The 23508-nt window shown below is 60.8% G+C and carries 17 protein-coding genes and 1 pseudogene; 10 read left to right on the forward strand and 8 right to left on the reverse strand.

The window, feature by feature from the left end:
• Positions 1-91: 91 nt before the first annotated feature.
• From ACWEO2_RS26230 to ACWEO2_RS26255, 6 genes and pseudogenes are all read right to left on the reverse strand, one after another.
• Positions 92-1477 carry a cytochrome P450 gene (locus ACWEO2_RS26230; protein ID WP_452407864.1) on the reverse strand — a complete coding sequence of 462 codons (1386 nt, stop codon included), beginning with the start codon at positions 1475-1477 and terminating at the stop codon, positions 92-94.
• 5 nt (positions 1478-1482) lie between these two features.
• Entirely contained in the window at positions 1483-2661 is a 1179-nt protein-coding gene (locus ACWEO2_RS26235; protein WP_452407735.1) for an MAB_1171c family putative transporter, read from the reverse strand.
• The gene (locus ACWEO2_RS26240) at positions 2658-3170 is read right to left on the reverse strand and encodes a hypothetical protein (RefSeq protein ID WP_452407736.1); all 513 of its coding nucleotides are present in this window, start codon (positions 3168-3170) and stop codon (positions 2658-2660) included. Before ACWEO2_RS26240 ends, ACWEO2_RS26235 begins: the two co-directional genes overlap by 4 nt.
• 1312 nt (positions 3171-4482) lie before the next feature.
• On the reverse strand, positions 4483-4737 hold the full coding sequence (locus ACWEO2_RS26245) for a hypothetical protein (protein ID WP_452407737.1): 255 nt from the start codon (positions 4735-4737) through the stop codon (positions 4483-4485).
• Positions 4738-5254: 517 nt separating this feature from the next.
• Positions 5255-6878: pseudogene (locus ACWEO2_RS26250) on the reverse strand (acyl-CoA synthetase).
• Between the two features lie 444 nt (positions 6879-7322).
• On the reverse strand, positions 7323-8015 hold the full coding sequence (locus ACWEO2_RS26255; protein ID WP_452407738.1) for a TrmB family transcriptional regulator sugar-binding domain-containing protein: 693 nt from the start codon (positions 8013-8015) through the stop codon (positions 7323-7325).
• 1004 nt (positions 8016-9019) lie between these two features.
• Here ACWEO2_RS26255 and fabG point away from each other — a divergent pair.
• Positions 9020-9739 carry a 3-oxoacyl-ACP reductase FabG gene (fabG, locus tag ACWEO2_RS26260; RefSeq protein WP_452407739.1) on the forward strand — a complete coding sequence of 240 codons (720 nt, stop codon included), beginning with the start codon at positions 9020-9022 and terminating at the stop codon, positions 9737-9739.
• Positions 9740-11461: 1722 nt separating this feature from the next.
• Here fabG and ACWEO2_RS26265 read toward each other — a convergent pair.
• Positions 11462-13186 carry an nSTAND1 domain-containing NTPase gene (locus ACWEO2_RS26265; RefSeq protein WP_452407740.1) on the reverse strand — a complete coding sequence of 575 codons (1725 nt, stop codon included), beginning with the start codon at positions 13184-13186 and terminating at the stop codon, positions 11462-11464.
• Positions 13187-13566: 380 nt separating this feature from the next.
• On the opposite strand from ACWEO2_RS26265, the gene ACWEO2_RS26270 reads away from it, so the two are divergent.
• The 9 genes from ACWEO2_RS26270 (at position 13567) to ACWEO2_RS26310 (ending at position 22374) form a co-directional block, all read left to right on the forward strand.
• Complete coding sequence (locus tag ACWEO2_RS26270) at positions 13567-14217, forward strand: MspA family porin (protein WP_452407741.1); 651 nt, start codon at positions 13567-13569, stop codon at positions 14215-14217.
• 163 nt (positions 14218-14380) lie between these two features.
• Complete coding sequence (locus ACWEO2_RS26275; protein ID WP_452407742.1) at positions 14381-14908, forward strand: MspA family porin; 528 nt, start codon at positions 14381-14383, stop codon at positions 14906-14908.
• Between the two features lie 429 nt (positions 14909-15337).
• Entirely contained in the window at positions 15338-16228 is an 891-nt protein-coding gene (locus tag ACWEO2_RS26280) for a transcriptional regulator (protein ID WP_452407743.1), read from the forward strand.
• Between the two features lie 86 nt (positions 16229-16314).
• Complete coding sequence (locus tag ACWEO2_RS26285; RefSeq protein ID WP_452407744.1) at positions 16315-17775, forward strand: B12-binding domain-containing radical SAM protein; 1461 nt, start codon at positions 16315-16317, stop codon at positions 17773-17775.
• Positions 17772-18566: a hypothetical protein gene (locus ACWEO2_RS26290; RefSeq protein ID WP_452407745.1), complete on the forward strand. Its 795-nt coding sequence runs from the start codon at positions 17772-17774 to the stop codon at positions 18564-18566. Before ACWEO2_RS26285 ends, ACWEO2_RS26290 begins: the two co-directional genes overlap by 4 nt.
• Positions 18563-19183, forward strand: coding sequence for a hypothetical protein (locus ACWEO2_RS26295; protein ID WP_452407746.1), 621 nt, complete (start codon positions 18563-18565; stop codon positions 19181-19183). Before ACWEO2_RS26290 ends, ACWEO2_RS26295 begins: the two co-directional genes overlap by 4 nt.
• A 223-nt stretch (positions 19184-19406) precedes the next feature.
• Positions 19407-19559, forward strand: a complete 153-nt coding sequence (locus ACWEO2_RS26300; protein WP_452407747.1) for a hypothetical protein — start codon at positions 19407-19409, stop codon at positions 19557-19559.
• A 117-nt stretch (positions 19560-19676) separates the two neighbouring features.
• Positions 19677-21131, forward strand: a complete 1455-nt coding sequence (locus tag ACWEO2_RS26305; RefSeq protein WP_452407748.1) for a hypothetical protein — start codon at positions 19677-19679, stop codon at positions 21129-21131.
• Positions 21132-21159: 28 nt separating this feature from the next.
• Complete coding sequence (locus ACWEO2_RS26310; protein WP_452407865.1) at positions 21160-22374, forward strand: MFS transporter; 1215 nt, start codon at positions 21160-21162, stop codon at positions 22372-22374.
• On the opposite strand, the gene trpS is transcribed toward ACWEO2_RS26310, so the two are convergent.
• On the reverse strand, positions 22369-23388 hold the full coding sequence (gene trpS / locus ACWEO2_RS26315; protein ID WP_452407749.1) for a tryptophan--tRNA ligase: 1020 nt from the start codon (positions 23386-23388) through the stop codon (positions 22369-22371). The two genes, ACWEO2_RS26310 and trpS, sit on opposite strands and share 6 nt — an antisense overlap.
• Between the last annotated feature and the right edge of the window lie 120 nt (positions 23389-23508).

The raw sequence follows: 23508 nt of genomic DNA on the forward strand, positions 1-23508 counted from the left end.
CGACCCGCTTCGACAAGCTGGCCATCACCTACCGCGCCGGATTCGTCCTGGCCCTCATCGTGGAATGGCTCAAATCATTAGGAGACACGACCTAGTTCCGTGGGTGAAGTTTGAGGCGGAATCCGTTGGGTTTGAGGGTGATTTGTTCGCGGACGTCGAGTTGGTAGCCGGGTTCGGGTTCGAAGGTGAAGGTGTGGATGGTGTGGGCGAGGGTGAGCAGGATCTCGTGGTAGGCGAATTGGCGTCCGATGCAGGCGCGTTCGCCGGTGCCGAAGGGTTTGTAGACGTAGGTGCCGAGTTTGCGTAGATTCTCCGGCAGGAATCGGTCGGGGTCGAATTCGTCGTGGTTGGGACCCCAGACTGGGTCGCGGTGGGCTTGGAGGGTGAGTACGAAGACCCAGTCGCCCTTGTTGAATCGGTAGCGGCCGTTGTCGATGGTGGTGTCGTGGCGGGCTTCGCGGAAGTATCCGGGGGCGATCGGCCACAGTCGCAGGGTTTCGTCGACGACTCGGCGCAGGTAGCGGAGTTTGCTCACGTCGCTGTAGGTGATGTCGGGGCGGTCGCGTTCGGGCCAGCGTTCGTCGATTTCGGTGCGGGCCTTGGCGGCGATGTCGGGGTGGTTGGCCAGGAAGTAGAAGGCGAAAGCCAGTGCACCAGCGGAGGTTTCGTGTCCGGCGACGAGGAAGGTGAGGATTTGGTGGCGGATATTGCGAACGTCGAGTTTCTCGCCGGTGTTCGGGTCGGCATGGTTGAGCATGAGCCCGAGCAGGTCGCGGGTGCTGTCGGGGTCTTCGCGCTGGCGGGTGGCGATGACGTCGTCGACGAGTTGGTGGGCGAAGGCGATATCGCTGCGGTGCTGCGCGGCGCGGCCTCGGGGGAGGTTGTGCAGGAACGGTGGAAGGTTGGCGTTGCGGTTGATGTGGCGCAGTCCGCGGGTCATCGCCGCGACGAATGGGTGCTCGTTGCGGGTGAATGAGTCGAAGGTGTAGCTGAAGCCGGCGCGGCCGATGACTTCGAGAGTGAATCGGTTTGTGCTGTCGGCGATGTCGATCCACTGGCCTTCGCGTGCTGACCAGTAGTCGATCAGGTCGGCGACGGTGTCGGTCATGGTTTGGTGGTAGCTGCGCATCGCTTCTGCGGTGAAGGCGGAGCTGAGGATGTTGTGCGCAGTGGACCAGTTCGGTTCGTGGTTGTAGGCGGTAAACAGTCCGTCGCGGGCGATGGGGCGCATCAGTTTGAACAGCACGCCGACGTTCTTGGTCCAGTGCTGTTCGTTGTTGATCTCGGCGATCAGTTCGGGACCGCTGACGATAACGATGGGATAGCTGACGATGAGGCGTTCGAAGATCGGTCCGTAGCGACGCGCATCACGCATCGAGGCCTGGGTCGGTTTGGCCGGGTTGATGGTGAGCACGTCGCCGAGCAGCGGCAGCCGGAACGGAGGGTGAGGGATGTGCTCGGCGGGCCGGTCGGACACGTGGGTCAACGGGTTTGCTCCTTGCTCGGTTGATGCGGCGGCAACGTTACCGGCGGCGCCGCGGTGATGCGGGCTTGCGCGCCTGGCCAGTCCCGGGCCACGACGAGCAAGCTGCGCAGTTCGGAATCCAGATCACCTGTTGTGTCGCCGCCTCTGGCGGCTGGCTTCGACAGCGACGAATCTGGTTGTGCGCCTTGGATCTTGGCGTTCAGTGCGGTAGCGAGGTGGAGCGCATACTCGGCTTCCGCTCGCCGACCGCCGGTACGTGGATCCGGGGCATCGTTCGGTAGGTACGGTCGCAATTGCAGTAGGACGTCACGGATTTCGACGGTCATGCGATGCAGCCGAACCGTGGTGTCGATCTGGGCCAGTTCGGCCGCCGGGTAGAGCACGAGACCGGGGAACGCGGCGGTGAGGTCATGCCATAGCGGCTGCAACTGCCGACAAGCTCGGCCGGCGCGGTCCCAGTCGAGAAGGGCTAAGACGGTGGTGGCGAGGGGGATCGCGGTGATCAGCGCTGCGGCCAGTGTGGATACGAAGAAGGTGGCTGCTTTGCGGATCATCTGCGGATCCGAGGACGGGATGGCGGTGATGGTGTCGAACGCGGCGACCAACGGTCCGGCGATGGCGTCGATCAGCAGTCCACCGGCCGCAGCGAAAATCGCATAGTAGACCAGTTTTTCACGAGTGGCGAGGTTGTCGGTGCGGAATTCGCGGATGCTGACGCGCAGGACCAGCACTGCACAGACCGCCAACGGCGCGCCGAAGACGGCCCAGAACACTACTGCTGGCCAGCCGAGGGCCTGGTCTATGAGTAGGCCTTGATGGCGGGCAGGGGTGCCCGCGGCCAGTACGAGCGCGAACACGGTCGCGGTCGCGGCGTCGTAGCGGCGTTGCCGCTGCCTGGTGGTGGTCGGATCTGCGCCGCCCCACAGTTGGGCGAGGCCATAGATTCCGGCGAGGATGAACAGGATCGATCCCAGTGAAAGCTGGTGGAGCAGGCTGGCGATCTTGGGTGCGACAGCCCGCTCGTGCAAGAGCAAGCCCACCACGGCCCAGCTCAGCGAGCGGTTGATCAGCCGGTCAACTGCGGACTCACGTAGCAGTACCCATCGGGCAAGGGTGATCGCGGCGACAAGGGTGATGACTGGTAGGGCGAGATAACTGGGGATAGGAGAGATCATCGGCGCCAATCTCGAAAGATCGTGCCGCGCAAGGGGGAACTCGACTGTTGCGGTGTGTTCGTATGCATCATCGTCAGGTCTGCGAACCTCTCGGCGTCGCGCTCGCGGTCACTGTCGTAGGCGTTGCGACCCAACACAAGCCGAACGGCTTCTGGTGACACTGACGGCAGCAGCATCTGCACCGTCGAAGCGGGCACGGCGGTCTCCGTTACTGGTTGCTGGTCGTGTTCCAACAGCATGTGCCCTATCTCGTGGAGGATGATGTGCTGGGCATGCCACCGTGATGTTGCGCGGTCGTAGACGATGATGTCGTCGTCGCGACGAGCGATCCACAGACCGCTGCCAGTGCCGCAGCCGGTCCCCGCCAGCGCTGTGGTATCCGTAGGCCGCAGGGTGATCGGTCGGTGCCGGTATGACGCGACAGCAGTGAGGTAGCTGTCGAGGTCCCACGGGGACGGGATCGGCACGGCACCGGCAAGGTTATGGAAGCGTTCCTCGATACTCGGCATTCGGCGCACTCCTCAGCAGACCGCGATCGATTCAGCCCGACACCGCACTCGGTCAGATAGCCATGGCGCGCCAACCCCTATGGCGGACGTTCCGCCATGTCACTCGAATGTCTTTGCGCGACAATACCCTCCAGGCGATCTCCAGCTCAGCGCCGGTTCCCGGCAGGGCGGACTGGTCGCGAAAGTCAGACGTGGGGGTTCCGTTGGCGGCATCGGACTTTCGCCCAGCTGACTACACGAACTATTCGTCTCTGCTACCAGGGCCATACGCGATGCGCGATACCCATCGATATGCCGCATACCGCGCGTTCAGTCAGTCGTTGGTCTTGGCTGCGGGACGCGGCCGAGGTCACGGTCCTTGACTTGGTGGCTGTCGCTGTCATCGGTCTACGGCTGATCAATGGGGGCGGTTGTGGTGTCGCAAACTGCGTCCTTGCTTGGTTGGACGTGCGCGGAATCTTCGATGCCACATCCTCATCTACACCGGCCACGGACAGCACGGTACGTGAACTCTTAACCGCCAACGTCAGACGGGTTTCTGCTCGGGCATGGCGGTGAGCGGCGGGGTCGGGACGTGAGTGGCCGCACGTCCCGAAACGGCTCAGCGGCATCGGTGTGAGGGCCGGCAGGACGGCACCGACACATCATCGTCGCCGGCTCGATCAGGATGTGGTCCTCGACGCTGTCCAGCAAACATCCCGGGTGGCTGAACTGTGCAATGCGTGTGTGCCAGTGGGTGCGCGAGGGATCGCTCGTGCACGCGTCCGTCTCAGTTGTGCCGTTGCCGCGTGTTAGAGGGACGAGCGAACTTCTACTCGCGCACCCGGAGGCGTCACCGGTGACGGAACTTGTGTGCTGCGAGCGGCTTCGCTGTCGCATCTGGGCCAGGTCTGACTGCCCGAGCGAGGGGGAACGTGTGCGAGGAGGTGATCGAGCACGTATTTGCATCAAATTTGATGCAAATACGTGCTCGAGTAGTGCGCGAGAGGGACTTATAACCGCACTTCGGTTCGCGCGTGACACATCGGCGTGTTTGAGGATTATTGACCCTGGTCACGATAGGGCAGGAGCGAACAGAGGTCAAATGCGTCGCCGTGTCCGGCTGGTTTCCTGTAATCCGTTGGTGGCATTCGGATTCGATTCGACTGCGGTGCTTCCTTTGTTTGCCATGTGTTGGGCCGCGAGGTTTTCCGCTACTGCGTGGCGAATTCTGGCCACTCTCGCCGGTGGTCACGCCGACTGCACCTGGGACAAACGGCTGCGCGAGTTCGTCCGGCCTGCCCACTGATGCACCACGTTCGTTGGCCCCGCGCTACTGCCACGGTGGCCAGCGATAGTGCCGCCATGGGTGAACGTCTTCTGCAGAGGTTCCGACGAACTGGACGCCGGGGATCTTGAGGATCGCTTTCACACTGCGGGTGTTATCGCCGCGGATACTGACGTGGAAACTTTCCACCGCCGCGGCCACCGGGTGAGCCATCACTGCGGCCTTGGCTGCAGCCGAAACACCGCGTCCCCACGACTCAGGGGCCACCAGCGTCGATGTCGTCAACAGCGGTCCCGGCATCTCTACTGAGGGTTGGGCTGGGTAGAACTGTTGACAGGCATCTGGTCGTCTCTCTCGATCAGCGCATCGACTACTGTCCACACAGGCCGCGCGTCACGGATGCGACCCGCCGCGCGGCCACCTGGACGATGATGCCGATTGGCTCCGCTGGCGGCCATCTGCGAACCCTGAGACGGTGCTATCTCGCTCCGATGGAGGTAGTCCACGACCGAAAAGCGCTGCGGCACAGCATCGAAGACCTCCACTGGCGACCGAGCGCTGGGCCCAACCGTCGCACACGCGATGCGGGGAGGGGGCTCCCGGCTAAGTTCGAACCGGCGGCTGAGGGGTGGATTTCGAACCGGGTGAACGTCGATCGCGGCCTGGTTCGCTGACTGTACCGGCGATGCGATGCCAAGCGCGGGCGACGTGCTTCGGGTGCATCATGCTGCGTCAGATGCGTTCTGTGACGGGGGAAATGCCGCGCGGATGCTCGAAAGTTGTTGTGAGCTACGGCCGGGCATCCGCGCGAACATCATCACCGCGGCGAACGCACCAGAGCAGGGTTCTCCGCGGCGTGTTTTTTGGCGGCAGGGTAGTTGGCCTTGCCGCTGGGCTGGCGCATGACCTGTTCGACGATCCAGTATCCGCGCGGCGCCTTGTAACCGGCAACCTTCGTACGCACGTGCGCGTCGATGCCCGCGAGGTCGAGTGTCGTGTTTCCGCGTGGCTGTACCAGCGCCGCTACCGAGTTGCCGAACCGTTCGTCCTTGACTCCGATCACCAAGGCGTCGAACACATCCGGATGCGACTTGAGTACGCCTTCCACCTCTTCGGGGAACACCTTTTCCCCGCCGGTGTTGATGCATTCCGAGCCACGCCCGAGCAGCGTCATGGTGCCGTCGGTCTCGTAGCGTGCATAGTCACCAGGCACGACGTAGCGCACTCCGTCGACCTCGACGAAAATGGTTCTGGTCTTCTCCGGGTCCTTGTAATAGCCCAGCGGCACATGCCCTCGGCGTGCCATGCGCCCGATGGCTCCGGGCTTGGGTTTGACGAGGTTTCCGTCGTCATCGACAGATTGCGGTCTGTGCGTTGTATTTCACCTGTGGGCCCTGTGAGTGGTCGGAGTCCTTGCTCACCACTGCGAGTCCGGTGCTGCCGCTCTCGGAAGAGCCGATCACATCGGTGATGAAGAGATCGGGGAACAGCTCCAGGTACTGCTCCTTGAGCGCCTGTGAGAACAGCGCCGCATGGCTCGAGAACGCCCACAGGCTCGAGACGTCATAGCGGTTGCGCTTGTAGGCTTCGAGCAGCGGCTTGGCCATCGCGTCTCCGACCACGGTGAGTACGTTGACTTTCTCGCGCTCGACGGTCTTCCACACCTGGTCCGCGTCGAATTGCGGGACGAACACGACAGTGCCACCGGAGTTGAGCGCGATGAAGGCCGCCCACTGCGCCGCACCATGGATCAGGGGCTAAAGTGGCGCCGTCACGATACCGTCGGGCGATGATTTTGCCTTTGCTGCCAGTTCCCACTCGTCTGCGACATACTCACTGGTGATGTGGTTGATACCGCCACCGATCGCACGCCACACATCCTCATGGGTCCACATCACGCCCTTGGGATATCCGGTCGTGCCGCCGGTGTAGAGGATGTAGAGGTCGTCGGATGCTCTCTCCTCGAAGTCGCGTACCGTGTGCTGCCCGGCCAGCGCGTGGTCGTAGGAGATCCCGCCGAAGCGCGAGTAGTCCTTGTCGCTGTCGTCGTGGACGACGATGAACTCTGTCAGCTTCGGCGTGGTTGGTGCGACCTCGGCCACGACGTCGGCGTATCCCTGTTCGAGTACAACGGCCTTCAAGTCGGCATTGTCGGCAATGTAGCGGACTTCCTCGGCCACATACCGGTAGTTGACCGACACCGATACCGCACGCAGCTTGTAGGTGGCGATCATGGTCTCGAGGGCTTCGATCGAGTTGCGCGAGTACACACCGACGTGGTCGCCCCTGCCGATTCCCCGCGACGCCAGGTAGTGCGCCAGCTGGTTGGCGCGTTCATCGAGTTCGCGGTAGGTGATTCGGCGACCTTCGCAGACGATTGCGGTGCGGTCGGGTACTGCATCGACCGCATGCTCGAAGAGGTCTGCAACGTTGAAAGCCATAAAGGCGAAGGTAGAACCGGTTGCAATTTGTGACAATGGGCGTTCTGGCCTGGGGTTGGCAAAAAGCTGCCAAATCGGCTGGCCGGGACATCCAGACGAGATCCTCGCTCCGGTTGCTCGCGATCCGTCGCTGGTTCCCGTGTGTCGGGACCGACGCTCTGCCAACGGGTGCGCAAGGCGTGCGGTGAAGTGCCTGCTCTCGCAGCGTTGCAATGTGCCGACGGTCGAGGCGGAACTCCGATGGCACCCGTCAGCGCTTCGCCGGCGATCACCTGCCCTCGTGGCGCCACCGAGGATCGGTCGCACGACCGGGCGACAGTCGCCAGAGGCCAGGCAGCAGGATCAGATCGTGTTGGCAGACAAGCAATTTCATCGAGGCCCTGTCACCGCACGCCGAGGGTGGGCAGACGAAGTTGTGCCGTCATCCTCGGTGATACACACACATCAACTTGCCGTCCTCAGATCCAGCAGAGCACCCAGTTCCGCGGCGCGCACGCCGAGCTGAAACCTTGTGGTGACACCGAGCTGGGTCATGGCCTCGGCGATATAGCGACGATAGGTACGCACCGAGACGGACAATGTCCGCGCTGCGGCTTCGTCGGTCATTCCGGTGTTGAGTGCAGTCATGACCGCGATCGAGGCATCATCCAGCGCAGGAATGTATGGCTGTGAACCAGGCAGTATCATCGCGGAGGAATTCCAGAGCGTCAGCGTGTACCGGCGAATGGCAGCTGTCATCGCAGGCTCGTCAACAACAAATCCGCGGCGGGTCGAATCGTCCGCGCTACTCCAGACCACCGAAATTTTGCGATCGACGATAACCGTGTTGTCGAATTCTCCGACCGCTATTCGGATATGCGGCCGTATCGCCGCGCTGTCTGGAACCGACGCACGCGATCTTGCATATCCCGAGGAGCGCAACAGTCTGACCTGCCGACCGTTCGGTACCAAGCCCTCGATCAACAACTGTTCCAGTCCATGGTGGCGTCCGGTCATCGATGGGTTCGAAACGGCGACAATCACTTCCTCGCTGGTGTTCTGGATCAATTGATGCAGTGCGTCGCCCCACCTGTCGCCGCACAGCAGCGGAGAAACCTCGACCTTCGATGCGCCTGCTCTCGCCGCAATGTCAAGCAATCTCTGTGACCCCGCAAGCGGCGAGTCCAGATCGTTGGGTAATGACGACCGATCGTGCTGTTGGCTAAGCGAACACTCAATAAAATCCGACCGGTTTATCATTAACCTCTCCAGGTCGTGCCGGATAGCGGTATAACTGGTTGTGTTGTTCCAATTTCCGTGCCGTGGCGAGCCGGTTCTCGAACCTGATGTCGAGAGCTCCGGACGCGGGTCTTCCAGCCGATGGTCCAGTGGCGTGGGTTCCGTTGGGGGAGTAGCCTGTTCGGGTCTCGATCGGGCGGGTGTGACCCGAGTCGGGGAAGTGGCTCCCTCGATCACCCTCGCTCTGGTCCGACACCGTTTCACATTACCCCCTTAGCCGGGCTCACAATATCGGCCATCGCGCCACCCATCAACTTGTGAAAGGCCACAGCGCTTGCCGCGCTTATGGGGCCCGGACGGCGGGTTGTGGAAGCCGCGGACCGCCATTCTCGACCCGCTCGACGGTGGCTGACCTGGACCCGCGAATCGGTGCAATCCAGTCGTGGCCCAATCGGATTGAGTTGTCAGGTGTCACTGCCGCTTCGCCGCCACCGTGTAAGTCCTCAAAGCGGTGAATCGATGTTCTCGCCGCCCATAGACGCCGTAGCACCGTGTCTCGGCGATCGCGTCCTGGATGAATCCCCGCCGGTCGCACCACGGGTAGGGTCCGCGATCAAGCAGAACATCCGATCACAGCCGGGTTCGACTGCTGCGCAGTCGTGATGGCGCACGTCCGTCTCGAAGGTGCTTGCGTGCAATCATTCTTCCGCATCTCCGGAGCCGAATCCGTTACAACGCAAGAGCACTCGCGGGCTCATCGCCGCACCGATGACCCGGCCCCTGCTGCTTGACAGCGACTCGCGTGGAAGGTCTACCCTGCCGTGCGGAGCCAAGTCCCCGAGGGCATGTGACTGGGGACGGTTCGAGGCCTCCTACGCCCATGACGGTAGGCGTAGTTCGCTTGACGCGACGAAAGGGATCTTGTGTCGAAGACCGCCACACCGCGATCGGTTCTGGTGACCGGAGGAAACCGGGGAATCGGGCTTGCTGTTGCTCAACGGCTGAACGCCGATGGTCATCGAGTTGCCATCACTCACCGCGGCTCGGGTGCCCCGGACGGGTTGTTGTCGGTGAGGTGCGATGTGAATGACGCAGACTCGGTCGACGAGGCGTTCGCCGAGGTCTCCCGCCAACAAGGCGACGTGGAGGTGGTCGTCGCCAATGCGGGAATCACCGACGACATGCTGTTCACGATAATGAGGGAGGACATGTTCACGAGCGTCGTGGACACCAACCTCACCGGAGCATTCCGGGTCGCCAAACGTGCCAGTCGCGCCATGCTCCGCGCGCGTTGGGGACGTGTGATCTTCCTCGGGTCCGTGGTGGGAATGTCCGGCACACCAGGCCAGGCCAATTACGCGGCGTCGAAAGCCGGTCTCGTCGGTCTGGCCCGCTCGATTACCAGAGAGCTCGGCTCGCGCGGGATCACCGCCAACGTGGTTGCACCGGGCTTCGTCGATACCGACATGACTCGCGCCCTCGACGAGAAATACCGCCAACTTGCACCCGAAGCTATCCCGCTCCAGCGGATCGGCCGACCCGACGAGGTCGCTGCGGCGATCAGCTTTCTGGCATCCGACGATTCCAGCTACATCTCCGGAGCGGTCATACCGGTCGACGGCGGACTCGGAATGGGGCATTGACCGAGCCCGCCACCTGGCACTTGCGGATGGGCGCCATCACCACCGCCGGGGGCGGATCCACCGCTGCCGAAACTTTCCCAGTAGGCCATCTGACGACGGCAGATGGACACCTTCCATGCTGGATGCCCAGCAGTTTCGACTGCTGGGTGTCTGTCTCCGGCTCGGCGAAGTACCGGTCACAAACACGCTCTGGATGCTGGCCGAGTCCTTCGGGCGTCGGCGAGGTGCTCTGGAGGCTCAACAATCGCGCCCGCATCAAGCGAATTGTCCCTTACCGCAACTGCTTCGCTGTTGGGTGGAGCGGACACCGTGATCCCTCTCGCCACCCTTCCTGGGGTGCTGGATTCCGCCTGAATGCGCTGCCGCCGAACCGCTCTTGGGCCACGACCCGCGACGAGGTGACTGGACTGCTGGACTCGGATGCGCCGCCGTGGCTCGCGCTGCGCGCATGCGCACCGTACCGGTCCGCCACCAGCCGGCCGCCTGCAGGGACACCACCATCGGGCTACGGCCAACGACCAACGCTCCGACGATATCTTCGTGCGTTCCGGGGTCGCGACATCGCGTGTCTAGAGGACTCGATCTGCGGGTATCTGTACTTCAACGGGGTTCCCGGGGTCTGCGCCGATATCGTCCTGGGTATCACGGTTCAGCCGGGTATTTCAGGCCCACGCCTGGGTGGAAGCCGACGGCTATCTGCTCAACGACCTTCGCTGGCGCGTTGAGTCCTATCGCAACCCTTGTCGCCACCGACGTAAGCACAGCTGTCGGCAGATTATCGTCACCCAGGCAGATCGGCGCTCGCAACGAACCGCTCTGCGCCAACAATCTGGCAGGGCACGGCGGGAGGATCTGCCAAAAGCCTGACGCACCCCAGCTCGCGACCCCGTCAGTGCGACACTAGCGAAGCTGCCGCGGATTAAGGGCAACCGCCAGCCAAGCCGCGCATTCGGTGCTTCGAGCGCATGTCGCACCGTAGATTCGCTCCCGCGAACCAACCGCATGCGGGTCAGTTATTTCATAAGCAGATCGATTTAGAGTAATTGGAAAGACCGTGGCAGCACATCGTGAGAAGCGCACTCGAAACCGTTTTGTAAATACTTTATCAAAGATCATGAAGTGGCTCAATCTGTATACGAGTTGATTGTCGCAAGTTGTCCAGATCGCATCCCGGCAATCGCTGGCGTATCTGAACTGCAGGTACTCGCCATTACCGTAGTCTCGCTGAACCGACCATGCTTATACACAACCCGGCGGCCACGGAGGATTGATTCTTTCGCAAGGGGATAGGGGCCGTCTGGCAAAGGAATTTTAAAGTCGAATTTTGGATCCCCTTGCGATGCTATGTAATCAAGGACTCATGTGATGCAAAGACTATCAATTCTGCAGTCGATTGATCATGCACAATAAGATTGTGGCAGTAAGGTATCGATGTTTTCAATATAAGTATCGAACGATATCTGTGTCGGGGCAGGTCGATAGGGCTAAAGTTCAGTCCGGTCCGGACAAAGGGGCATTTTGAAGTGTTAGACTGAACCGGCTCGGCCTCCTTCCTTTCTGCCGACATGCCTTCACCCACCGTTTCTTTCGTGATTGATTTTTCGGCACCAATGTGATCGCAAGTGTCTGGTGTCGAAGCAGCAGCGCCAGATCGCCGATCGTCCGGTTATCTGACGGCCGTGGTCGCGGAGCGGAGGTGATGCGTGGCGTTGAGGGCTGTCCTCACTGTCGGGCGGTTCTCGGATTCTTGAGTTCGGGTGGGAGCTGTGCTGGCGGTGCAGCGAGTTCGGCTCTGGCGGAAGCGCGGAGGAATGCGGTGGCCAGTGTGCTCATGGTGGGGTCGGCATATCGGATTGCCATAGTCAGCCGACTGCTCCTGTAGAGCAGGCCGGGGTCTTGGTGGGCGGCCTCCCACTCCGCGGCGTCGTCTTCGATGCGTTGCCGCCAGATCAGTTGCGAGCGATGCTCGGTTATCCAGCCACATAGTCGGTCCCACTTCAGTAGGGCGTCGTGTACGAGGCAGGCATATTGGGATTCCAGGGTGATCAGCCGTGCCTGCACCAACCGGTGAATGAGGTCGGTCCCGGTGCTGGTCCGTGCGGCGACTCGAGCGAGTTCGGCGGTCGATATCCGGCCGCGGGTGATGGTGCCGTCGCGGTGGACGGTGACCAGTGCCAGCAGTATGTGACGCGCATCGAGCTGTTCTGTCGATGTCAACGCCTCCCAGGTCTGTTCGGCGATTCGACCGACTACTCCGGCCACGCCTCCGACCCGGTGATACGCGGCAAGGTCCAGTCGACGTCCGCTGTGACCTGCCCACATCGATCGCATGGTCGCCGACAGCAGGGGTAGCACGCCGGCGTCGGCGGTGGGGTCGTTGCTGCCCGGTCGGCTTCCTGCTAGCTCGGTGATCAGCAGTTCTGCTGCGGCAGGGTCGACTGTGACTCCGCGTGTGCGTGGTGGACCGACGATGGCCGACATAAGCTCCTGACGATCTGGGGGGTTCAGCGTGAACCTGTTGTGCTGAACGGCATGCGCCAGCCACGGATGCTGGGAGCAACTGGTGAGCTGGTCGGATCGCACTGCAACGAGCACCGACCCGATCGTCGACACCTGCTTCAGCCAGATCAGGAACCTCTCGCGGACCGTCGCATCAACATCGGGCCGGTACCACTGTTCGAATTGGTCGACGATCAGCAGCAGCCGACGGTCACCTGCCCATCGCCGGACGGCGTCGAGATCAGGCTCCGGTGTGTTGAAACATTCTGTGGCACAGAATATTCGCGCCAGGGAGCAGAGAGGATTGCGATCTGGCGTAGTGACGACGACCCCCCACTGCGTCGACTCTGCGTTCAGGATCGGAATGACGCCGGCCTGTAGCAGCGCGGTCTTGCCGACACCGGATGCGCCGGTGAGCACTATGACATCGGCATTGCGCGTTGAACGTCCCGATGCTCGAACCATCTTGAGGATGGAACCGATGGCGCGCTGCTGCCCGACGAATGCGGGTTCCTGCCCTTCTGAGAACGCTTCGGCATTCGGATACGGCGGTTGGCTTGTGGTGTCCGATGGGGCGGCTGGGGCTCGGCGCGCCGCCGTCCACAGCGACCTCCAGGCTTGCAGACTCACTGTCTCGCGGGGAGTTCCGGCCCGGCGCCGTGCCCGTGCGCCCAAGACATGCAGGACCGGAACCAGTGATTCGAACCGTGCCGGAACGTTGCGTCCGTTCATCCAGTCACTGATCCGCTGCGCCGTCGCCAGTACCGAACGATCCGCGCCCTCGGTACTGCGTGCCCGCTGCTGAGCCAGCTTGGCGACATATCGCAACGAGGGGGTGCCCGCGTCCCGATGCAGGGCAGACAGCTGTCTTGCGAACTCGCCCCGGTCGTCCCTCCCATTGTTCCCATTGTTGGCGTGCTGGGCTGTGTCAGTTGATGCCAGCGTCATGCGTTCCCCCGAACAGTTTTGAGACCGCGTCGTCGTTGACGACTGGTCGGTTGTATCTGTCTCTACGACAGGTATAGACGATGGCGATGCTGATTCAGTTCCATTGATTTCCAACATTTTTCGTCACCTGCCCGTAGCAGGCCAGCGAGGCGAGGTGTGTGATCTGCTTGTCCCCATTCGGTATGCACGTTCGTGCATGAACCTGCCGTTCTGTGTCCGGACCGGACTGCATTTGCACTGTGTGTGACCTGCACAGTCGCTATGTACGGCCCGATCGCGGGATTGTGACGCCCGCCAGCTGCGCCCTAAGGTTCCGGTCGCAATGCCGAGCGGCCCCGGGAGTTGGTCGACTCGGTTCACTCGATCGAAAGGGGGAGCTGATGCGTACCAAGAACTTGATCCCGGCCGTGGCGGCCATAGGCGCCGCTATGCTGGCCTGTGCCACCAACGCCGAGGCGGAGGGGCTGCTCATGGCATCCCACGAGAGCTCCGTCACCATGGAGGATGGCTGGCAGCTAGCGGTCGGCCACCACAATGAGGAAGCCAACACTGTCCCCCCGCTCAACGGCATCGGCACCACCCGCGAAGTCTTCGTAACCAACCAGGCCTACGGCTCGATCGCAGGGCACGGCACAAAACTGCAAGGTGTGGTACTACGGACGGGCTACCACGTCGGATGTGCGGTAGATCTGACATCCATCACCCTGGGCGCTACGGTGAACGTCGGCTTCACGCCGGGCATCCTCATCCAACCCGGCATCCCGACACCCACCGTCGGGGCGAATATCGGTCCGACCGCCTCGATTACGCCGAGCTTCCAAGTCACGCTGGCACCCGGTAAGATCGCCGATCTCCCTACCGGCGAAAAGTCGATAGAGGACACCAAAGCATTCATCACCACCCGCAATGCCCATGTGAAGATCGACGGCTGTGTGGGACCGGCAAGTATCCGCTCATACACGATCATCGCCGCGAAATCCGCCCAAGCCGACGACTCGCTCGCGGTCTACGGTGACCCGGTCCCGCTGTAAACACGGACGCGCTGCGGTGAAGGTAGAACCAAGAATTCGTGGTGCCTGGTGGGGCGTATCGCTCACCGCGGTCGTTCTGATCGCCGGTGCACCCAACGCCTCAGCCGACGCCCCGCGAAATGACCGACACGAACTGTCGGTCCGGACCGCGGACGGTCGAACATTGATCGTCGGACACCGCGACGAGGAAGTCGTCAACGCGACCGGTCCCGGACTCATTCCGACTCGGGAAGCGGTGGTGAGCAATTCGGCCTACGTCGAGATCAAGGGTTCTGTCTTCAAGAACCTGAAGGACGCCGAGCTCACAGTCGGCTATCACGTCGGATGCGCAGCATCCCTGCAGTCGATCACTACGTCCCTCGGCGTCGATGCCGGACTCGTATCGCCAAGCCTGCTCGTGATAACTCCGCAGGTGTTCGAGTCGCCGGACGACCGGCGGTCGAACGTCTCACCCAAAATAGCAGTGAAACCGAAAATAACCGCTAGCCTAGCAGCGGGAATGATCTCGGACATAATCATCGAAAAGATCTCCCTCAAAGATCACGAGCCGCGCACCGATATCGTTCGAACCAGTATCAAAGCCGAGGGCTGCCTTACCGGACTCACAGTCCGTTCCTACGTGATGGTGTCAACGAAATCCAAGATCGATGACGAAACGGTCGTAGTGTATGGCGACCCGGTTGTCGTGTAGGGCTTCGGTTCGCTGGAGAGAGAAGTCTCAAAATGATGGAACCGATCGTGAACCTGCTGCATCCGGCCCAAGTGACAGTGGAGTTCTGGTATGGCGGCGTGCGGATGGGTTCGCGCGGATCTGTCGCTCTGTGATTCGTAATCAAGCGGGACGTGCTGCAGCGCGTAAAACGCGGTGTTGATGCGAGGCGATGTGCCGGTCGCGTGGGATAGCAGGCAAGTTCGAGGACACCACGTCGGCGAGTGTCAGTGTCAATCCCTGCTGGGTGAAAGAAGGGGGAACCGATTTTGGATCTGCTGCGTCCAAATTGATTAGAGGTTAATGTAACTGACTTGATCGGGGGTCGGGATGCTAGATTTGGGGATATCGTCGAGGGGGCACCAGAAGGTGTCAGGTATTCGGGCGGGGTGCTGTGCCGAGCCAGTCAGGGTGCCGATCGGTGAGCTGAAGGTGGCGAAGACGCCACGGTTGCGGGGGGAGAATTCACAGCATGCTCGGTTGTTGGCCGATGTGGACGGGGTGTTGCCGCCGATCATCGTGAGTCGGGCGACCATGGAAGTCATCGATGGCGCGCACCGGTTGCGGGCGGCTCGGCTGCGTGGTGAATCAGAGATCGAAGTTTCGTTCTTCACCGGCACCGAGGCCGACGCATTTGTGCTGGCAGTCCATGCCAATACAACACATGGCCTGCCGCTTTCGCGTGAGGAACGGCTGGCTGCCGCGAGTCGGATCACTCGCACTCACCCGGACTGGTCCGATCGCGCGATCGCGGAATATACCGGACTGTCGACGAAAACAGTTGCCGCGACCCGAGACTGTTCAACTGCGGTCGAGAATCGGTTGAACAAGCGAGTCGGGCGGGACGGTAAGGCAAGGGCGGTCGACAGCTCAAGAGCCCGGGAGCAGGCAGCGGCTTTGCTAGGTGCCCGGCCCGATGCTTCGTTGCGCGAGATCGCCAGGGCCGTAGGACTATCACCCGCAACCGTCAGCGATGTGAAGGCTCGGTTGTCGAGGGGTGAGGGACCCGCCGTACGTAGAGGCGAACTCCAACGTGCTGACAGCACAACGGCTCTGGACCTATCGGGAGCTGGCGCGATCCTCGCCAGTCTGCGACGTGATCCGTCGATTCGATCGAGTGAGAAGGGCCGGGCACTCTTGCGGTTACTCGATACCGGGGTCGACCGGCGAACCCGTGAACAGCTGATATCGGTCATTCCCGCGCACCGGATACCGGCCGTTGCCCAGGTCGCTCAGATGTGTGCAAAGAATTGGCAGGAGTTCGCCGCGCAACTTGCCTCGTTGCCGCAGCACTCCATCTGAAACCGAAGCAATTAGCTATTCGGGCCGATTGCCCTTTGCGGGCCGTCGTCCTGTTCTTGGGATGTATGAAGACGGGAAGCATTCACATGCGATCTATCAAGCTTTGTTTGTTGTCGGTAAATGCTAGAAACTTTCATTTACCACCGTACGGTGTTTGGGCGCTCAAGGCATTTGTTGATCATTACTCTGACGAGCGTGGACTGGAGGTTGAGGTAAAGGTAATCAGCCTCTCGGCAGAAACGTCGGTCGACAACATACTCGAATGTCTGCGGGCGGAGTCGCCGAATCTGATCGGGCTCTCTCATTACATTTGGAATGACGGCGTTACGCTTGCGCTTGCCGGGGTGTTGAAGTCCGAATTACCGAAATCCGCCGTGATAATTGGAGGGCCGCATACCGATTCCAACGATATGCGCCTCACCGACTTGGTCTCCGCGGGCAAAGTGGACGCTTTGGTCATCGGTGAGGGCGAGCGGCCGCTCCTGGCTATCCTTGAGGATCTCTCCCGCGGGCAGGACATCCAACCGTCCACGGGTGTCTACTGTATGCCGCATGCTGCGGGACAGGTGAAGCTCCAGCGACAAATCTTCACGCCGAGAGATAGCCTGGACTACCTCCCGAATCCCTATCTGGTCTGCCCGGAATTGTTGGAGCAGTCGATCGTGGCGGGTAGCGTCCAGTATCAGACATCGCGTGGCTGCCCGTTCAGTTGCACCTTCTGTGACCAAGGACATCAGGCCTATCGAACTCTGTCGGATGAGAGGATTCGAAAAGATATCGAACTGTTCGCATCCAGCGCGACCTCGCATATCGACTTTCTGGACGGCACGTTCAATCTCAAACCGAGTAGAACCGAATTCGTGCTTGAGAAGTTGATCTCCGCTGAGCAGTCGTGGACCTTCCACGCTGAGATCAAACCGGACCATCTCACCGATCCCGAGATGGACCTCCTGACCATCGCGGGATGTGAGTCCGTGGAGCTCGGCTTGCAAACCATTCATCAATCCACTCAGCGTGCGATCAAGCGGCGAAACAACCTCGAAAAATTTCGGTCCGTGGTCGAATCTCTGCTATGCCGGGATATACAGGTTGTGGTGGACACCATTGTGGCCCTCCCGAATGAGACCGTGAGTGATTGGCTGGAGACAGTAGATTTCTGTTCTTCGCTCGGCGACGTCGTAATCCAGTCGAATCTATTGAAGCTCTTGCCCAATACTGTGCTGCTCGCGCAACAGCAGGAATTCGGCTACAGCTACGATCTGGACCTGTATAACGCTGTCACGGAGTCGAACCGGATGAACGGCGATGATATCCGTACCGCGGTAGTCCTCACCAAGTTGATCGACATCTACTGGAACTCGCAGCTGAGGGCGCGGACCAGGCGGATCATGGAGGAAAGGTTCGAAGGACGTCTCAGCGGTGTACTGCGCACGGTTCTGGAGGCGATCACTGGCAGCCCTGGGTTGGTGGCGGGTGGTAACTTCGTCGACGAGTCCTTCCGGCTGCTCGAGTTACCGGCAGCGGTAGCAAGGATCGGAATGCCATGAGTGACACCGAACCAGGATTGTGGACTCAGCAGTTGGTCGATCTGGTCGATGACACTGTGGTCAAGCAATCGCTTGTCGAGTATCAACAGATCCTGGATGCCTACGACCAGAAGTACGGGTTCTACTCAATCGCCTGCTTGCTGGCTAAATATCATCTGCTTTCCCAGGTGATCGAAATCGGAACCTATCTTCTCGATTCCGGAAACAGCCGCTACCTAGAGTTGATCGACCGGGCCCGTCGACTGGTGCAGGATCACTACGACAGTACTCGTCGTGCTCCGCAAGATGCGACGTCTTATGCACCGGTGCAACGGGTTTCGACGCCGGCAGGTGAGCAGATCTTCTATCCCGCGGATGCCTACGATCGGCATCTCACATCGGATCCGTGCGTTCAGGACCAGGTGCGCGAGATCGACAGCACGTGGATAGACGCCATCGTGCCGCGGCAGTTCTACATCTACGCGATCGACGCAGATATGGTGCCGGTCGTTTACGGACAATCGATGGGATTGACCGGTCTGCTGGGTACCGAAAACCGGCTCACCACGCCCTCCGGGGCGATTGCCCACCCGGTGTTGGTCCGACGGCGGGGTCTCTCGGTGTACGGCGCAGGCGAAATATTGTTCACCAAGACCGTTGACGGCGCACTGGCCGGAGCCATAGTCAACAACAAGTCCGGCCACTTCCGCCCCAGCGCGAACAGTCTCGCGATCGTGACCGCTGCTGTGGCGAACGGCCTCGGGATCGATGCAGGCCTGGTCGTGCCCATCGCGGTCGAGCGAATCTCATGAGGTACGAAACCGAGGTGGTCTACCTCGCTTCGACGTCTGCCTTTGCCACCCTCATCGCGACGAACCGCTTCGGCCGGGCAGGATTCGAGAAGGAAACCAAATATGCGCAGTGCCGGGTCTACTTGGATACCGGCGACTTTGCGCTGGCCAGAGGCGGTTTGACGCTCGCCGCACGATCTCTACACGGATCGTATGTGCTGAAACGTGGGTTCTGTTGCAGCATGGAAACGAAGGCACTCACGCGGCAGGAAATTTTCGGTGAGTACAACGCGGCGGGCGTCGCCGAATTGGCTTCCGAACTGGACAACAAGGTGCCACTGCGCGATATCATGCCACAATATGTGGTAGATCAGCGCCGCGTGCACCGCGAGTATGCCGCCGATACACATCTATGGCACTGCTCGTTCGATACGGTCACGTTCACCCGGATCTCGGATAACGCATTCTGTGTGTTCCGTTGTATAGAGATTGAAGTCACCGGGTCCAGCGAATCCGGTGCGAATCAATTCTCTGATGAATGCGGCATCCTGAACCACCTTGACAGCTATGGCCCTGACGTGCGGCGCATAGATTCCAAGCAGTCATATGGGCTGAGCATGCTTCCGGCTCGGTCCTAGACTCACCCGTCCACGATACGGGCCGAATGATTCATTCGGCCCGTATTCGGCGTGTCCGCCTTTGGTGAATCTCGGCGTGCCCGGCCCAGTCTATGGTCCACCGTCGGTTATTCCGTGTGCTTTGTCCGCACCGCGACTGTGAATTGATCACTTGCTTGACCGTCTTCGAACTGCCGCTTAGCGTAATACCTGTAATTGTTCGTCTACCAAATAGGTGGTAATTATGTCTCCGAAAGTCGGCGCGGAACACCCGGCCGTGGGTGCGGCCAACTTCAATGAATTGCTCGACGCTCTGAAGAGCGCCGAGTCGACCATCGAGGGTCGCACGGCTCTGACCGGTTTGACCTGGTCGGAATCGGTCGAGCCAGCCTTCTGACGCTTTAACGACTGGTAGCGCAGGTCGCCGTCCGTGCGAAAGTGTACTGATGGCGACCTGCGTCGCTGTCGGTGCAGAATCTGTTTCGGATCGGTAAGAATCGGCGGGAGAGAACCATTGTCGAAAATAGCGGCGGCTGAGCTCTATGAATTCCAGGGGATGCTGTACCGAAACACCGCCGATGAATTGACGGGCCGTTCCGGGACCAGCGAGCATCTGATCTACCAAAAGTATGGTCGCTTGTTCGATTTTGAATCGCTGGCCGCCGACCATCGACAGCTGGCGATTGATCCCGACAACTTGTTTGTGGCACAGACTCGGAACTTCACGCAGGAGTTCATCAACCTCGCCGTGAAGCCGATTGCTGGAGAGGCGGCGCGTGAAGCCGAGTCGCTACGCATACGAGTCAATGACTCGTTTGTCACAATGACCGCCGCGCTGCGGATCGCCGACACCGCCTCACGCAGCCTGTCCAGGACAATAGTCGGCGAAGTGGATGGAGCGATAGCCTCGAATTTGGAGCCGATCTACGGCAGGTTGCACGAAAAGGTCGGTAAATTCGCAAGCGGTCTGGGATATGCGGGCCAGAGCGCAATGTACGCCGCTTGTCAAGGCGTAGATTTTGCTGAGCTGGCCAATGAATGTCGCGAGTACGCGCTGCGTACCGCGAGTCACTACCGGCATCTACTGTCGTCGTGCGCCGAAGAGTTTCTCGGGCTGCCGGTGAGTCGACTGGACAAGATGGATGCACCGCGGTTGTGGGGTCAACTGAACCGACTAGCGAGCCACAACAGCGATTCGATCCTTGCTGCGGTGGCGAACTCGTCAGGGTTCGCACGGGAACAACGTCTGCTGAAGATCATTCGGGTAGAGGACGGAGATTTCCGGTCACGCTGCTTGCCGGTCGCTGTTCCGGACGAGGTCTATGTTTTCATCAACAGCAAAAAAGGAGCCGAGAACATATTCCTATCCGCCCACGAGATAGGTCACGGTGTGGCGGTGCTGGCACAACCGTCGGCGGGCGGCGTCGACCTGGCGCGCTGGCAGGATCCCGTCGTCGGCGAGGCCATTGCGACACTGCACGAGGATATGGCGCTGTGGCATATATCGAACACACGTACGGAGTGCAAGGCGCTGCACCGCCTATACACCCTCAAGCGGCTTTATCTCATCCGGATACACATAGCCAAATTCCTTTGGCAGCTGGAGTTCGCCGACGCATCCGACGACGCCATCGCATCGATCGGCACCACACGCCTGATCGACCAGCTGAAGGCCAATACCTTATTCGACTTCGCGGGTGCCACCCCGATGTACTACCTGGACCTGCATTGGTACGCATCCGTCTACCTGCGCGGCTGGATGCTGGCTGCTCAGCTCCGCAGCCGATTGTCGGCGGAGCTCGGTCCGAACTGGCCGGATCAGCCACAGACCGGTGAGCTGGTAAAAGATTGCCTTGACGGCGCCATGCCGGTATCCGCTAACCTTGTCTCTTGCAGATCCGGCTATCGGCGGCTGGATAGTGTGGCGCTGATCGAAGCAGCAGCCAGTTCGGGGGAGTGTCTTGTCTGATTCGGTCCGGCATGATCCGGCGTCCTCGTTGCTTCGCAATCGAAACTTCTTGCTGTTCTGGTCGACTCAGTTCGTCTCGCTGTTCGCGACGTCCTACTACATGATCGTGCTTCCCCTGTGGATATACCGGGCGACGGGCTCGTATCTGCATGTCGGCGCGGTGGCGACTGTCGGTTCGGTGGTCTTCATCCTGTTCTCGATCTATGCGGGCGTCTTTGTCGATCGGCACGATAAACGTCGCATCCTGGTCGCCAGCGACTTGATACGCGCTGTCCTTGTTCTTCCCATGCTGTTGGTCACCTCGGTCGATTCGATATATGTCGCATACATCGCCGCGGCGGCCACCGGCGCAGCAACGGCGTTCTTTGTGCCCTCGCAGAACCACCTGATCACTGCGGTCGCGGGAAGTGGTGGCCTGCGGCGAGCGAATGCCCTGCTGCACTTCAGTTATTCGGCGACTCTGGTCATCGGTCCGATAGTGGGTGGTCTCGCCGTCACCGGATTCGGTTACCAGATCAGTTTCTTCGCCAACGCGCTGTCGTTCGTGATAGGGGCCCTCGGGTCATTCCTTGTCACATTGCCCGTCGAACCGCCTGCGCCGGCAGGACGGCGACCGAGCTTCGTGGACGACGCGCTTGCGGGATTCCGCTTCGTCATACGTGATGGTGTGCTCCGGCCGGTCATGATTTCGCAGGCTATCGTTTTTATCGGATCGGGTGCCAACGCAACCCTTTTCGTGCTGCATCTCAGATCGATCGGACCTGCCGGGATCGGCATCTATATGTCGGCCCAAGGTGCCGGGATGCTGGTGGCGTCGACCGTACTGTCGTTGGGCGATCGTGGCGAAAAGGCCTCTGTCCGAGCGATCGCATACTGCGGCCTCGCTCTGGGGGTCACCCTCGCCACATTCGCCTGGCTCACTCCACAGCACCTGGTAGTGGGTACGGCGACGATCTTTACCTTCGGGATTGCACTGACCGTTTACGGCGTCGAGACCAGGACTGCGCTACAGGCCTTTTCGCCGAAGGAATTGCTCGGCCGCGTCACAGCGGTAGCGACGCTGATCTCGCGAGGCGGGGCGGCGGTTTCTATCCTGATGGGATCCGCCTTGGCGGCGGCCGTGCAACCGAAAGGTGCGATCATCTGCTGCGGTGTGATGATCTTCGCGGGCTTCGTACTCCTGCTGTTCGGCACACGGACGCCAGTCACGCCGGAAATGCGGCTCAGCAGCGCCGGGTCATGAGCGCAGTCCGGTCGCGCGGTATGCCTGCGCGAGCTTGGGCCCCGCGATCGACCGTGCTCGTTCCGCACCTTGGGCGAGTAGTTTGTTCAATTGGTCACGGTCGTCGGTGATCTCGCGATAACGCTGCTGGATCTCAGTAAGGCGTTCTATCACGGCGTCGGCGACGTCGGACTTGAGTTTTCCATAACCTGCTCCGTCGAATCTTGCCGCGCTTTGGTCGCGAGTGGTGCCGGTGAAGCATTCGAAGATTGTCAGCAGATTGGTGACGCCGGGTGCGAGTTCGGTAGCGAAGTCCACGCCGGAGTTCGAGTCGGTCACGGCGCGCATGATCGACTTGCGTGCCTTGTCAAGGGGATCGAGCAAACCGATCGCGTGTCCGGGTGCACGCTCGGCGGTGCTTTTGCTCATTTTGGCAGTCGGATCATCCAGTCCCATGATTCGTCCGCCTGCCTGTCGGATGACCACGTCCGGAATCTTGAAAGTGTCACCGAACAGCGTATTGAACCGTTTCGCGATGTCGCGCGTGATCTCGACGTGCTGCTTCTGGTCCTCACCGACCGGTACCAGGTCCGGGTCGTAGAGCAGGATGTCGGCGGCCTGTAGTGCCGGATAGCAGAGCAGTCCGGCACCGACCCCGGTATCGACATCGGCGATTTTGCCCTTTGTCTTGAACTGGGTCATCCGCTCCAACCACGACACCGGCGTAGTACAGGTCATGATCCAGCCGAGTTCGGCGTGCTCGACGATGTCGCTCTGGACGAACAGCGTCGACTGTTCGGGGTCGATACCGCAGGCGAGGTAGAGCGCGAAGATTTCCTCGACCCGCGCGCGCAGGTCCTGGCCGGCGACCGCTTGAGGGATGGTCAACGCATGCAGGTCGGCGACGAACAGCAAGTTCTCATAGACCGCCTGGTTGTCGACCCACTGGCTGATCGCGCCGATGTAGTTGCCGATGTGAAGTCGTCCCGTAGCGGTGATTCCGCTGAGAACCCGCTTTTTCGCTTGCGCTGCCACTATTTTCACCCTCCACCGTGGTCTGTCTCGACTCTGCTCAATCTATCCGGTAGCGGTGCACCCCCCCGGTAGCGCCTGTTCGATACAACGTCCTGGCCGACCGTCAGCACGCCGAGAGAG

Source organism: Nocardia sp. NPDC004278, from assembly GCF_053602975.1.

Excerpts from the sequence above, each read along its gene's own strand:
- ACWEO2_RS26235 (WP_452407735.1), bottom strand. The coding sequence starts at position 2,661 with ATGATCTCTCCTATCCCCAGTTATCTCGCCCTACCAGTCATCACCCTT.
- ACWEO2_RS26240 (WP_452407736.1), bottom strand. The coding sequence starts at position 3,170 with ATGCCGAGTATCGAGGAACGCTTCCATAACCTTGCCGGTGCCGTGCCG.
- ACWEO2_RS26245 (WP_452407737.1), bottom strand. The coding sequence starts at position 4,737 with ATGCCGGGACCGCTGTTGACGACATCGACGCTGGTGGCCCCTGAGTCG.
- ACWEO2_RS26265 (WP_452407740.1), bottom strand. The coding sequence starts at position 13,186 with ATGACGCTGGCATCAACTGACACAGCCCAGCACGCCAACAATGGGAAC.
- ACWEO2_RS26270 (WP_452407741.1), top strand. The coding sequence starts at position 13,567 with ATGCGTACCAAGAACTTGATCCCGGCCGTGGCGGCCATAGGCGCCGCT.
- ACWEO2_RS26285 (WP_452407744.1), top strand. The coding sequence starts at position 16,315 with ATGCGATCTATCAAGCTTTGTTTGTTGTCGGTAAATGCTAGAAACTTT.
- ACWEO2_RS26290 (WP_452407745.1), top strand. The coding sequence starts at position 17,772 with ATGAGTGACACCGAACCAGGATTGTGGACTCAGCAGTTGGTCGATCTG.
- ACWEO2_RS26295 (WP_452407746.1), top strand. The coding sequence starts at position 18,563 with ATGAGGTACGAAACCGAGGTGGTCTACCTCGCTTCGACGTCTGCCTTT.
- ACWEO2_RS26300 (WP_452407747.1), top strand. The coding sequence starts at position 19,407 with ATGTCTCCGAAAGTCGGCGCGGAACACCCGGCCGTGGGTGCGGCCAAC.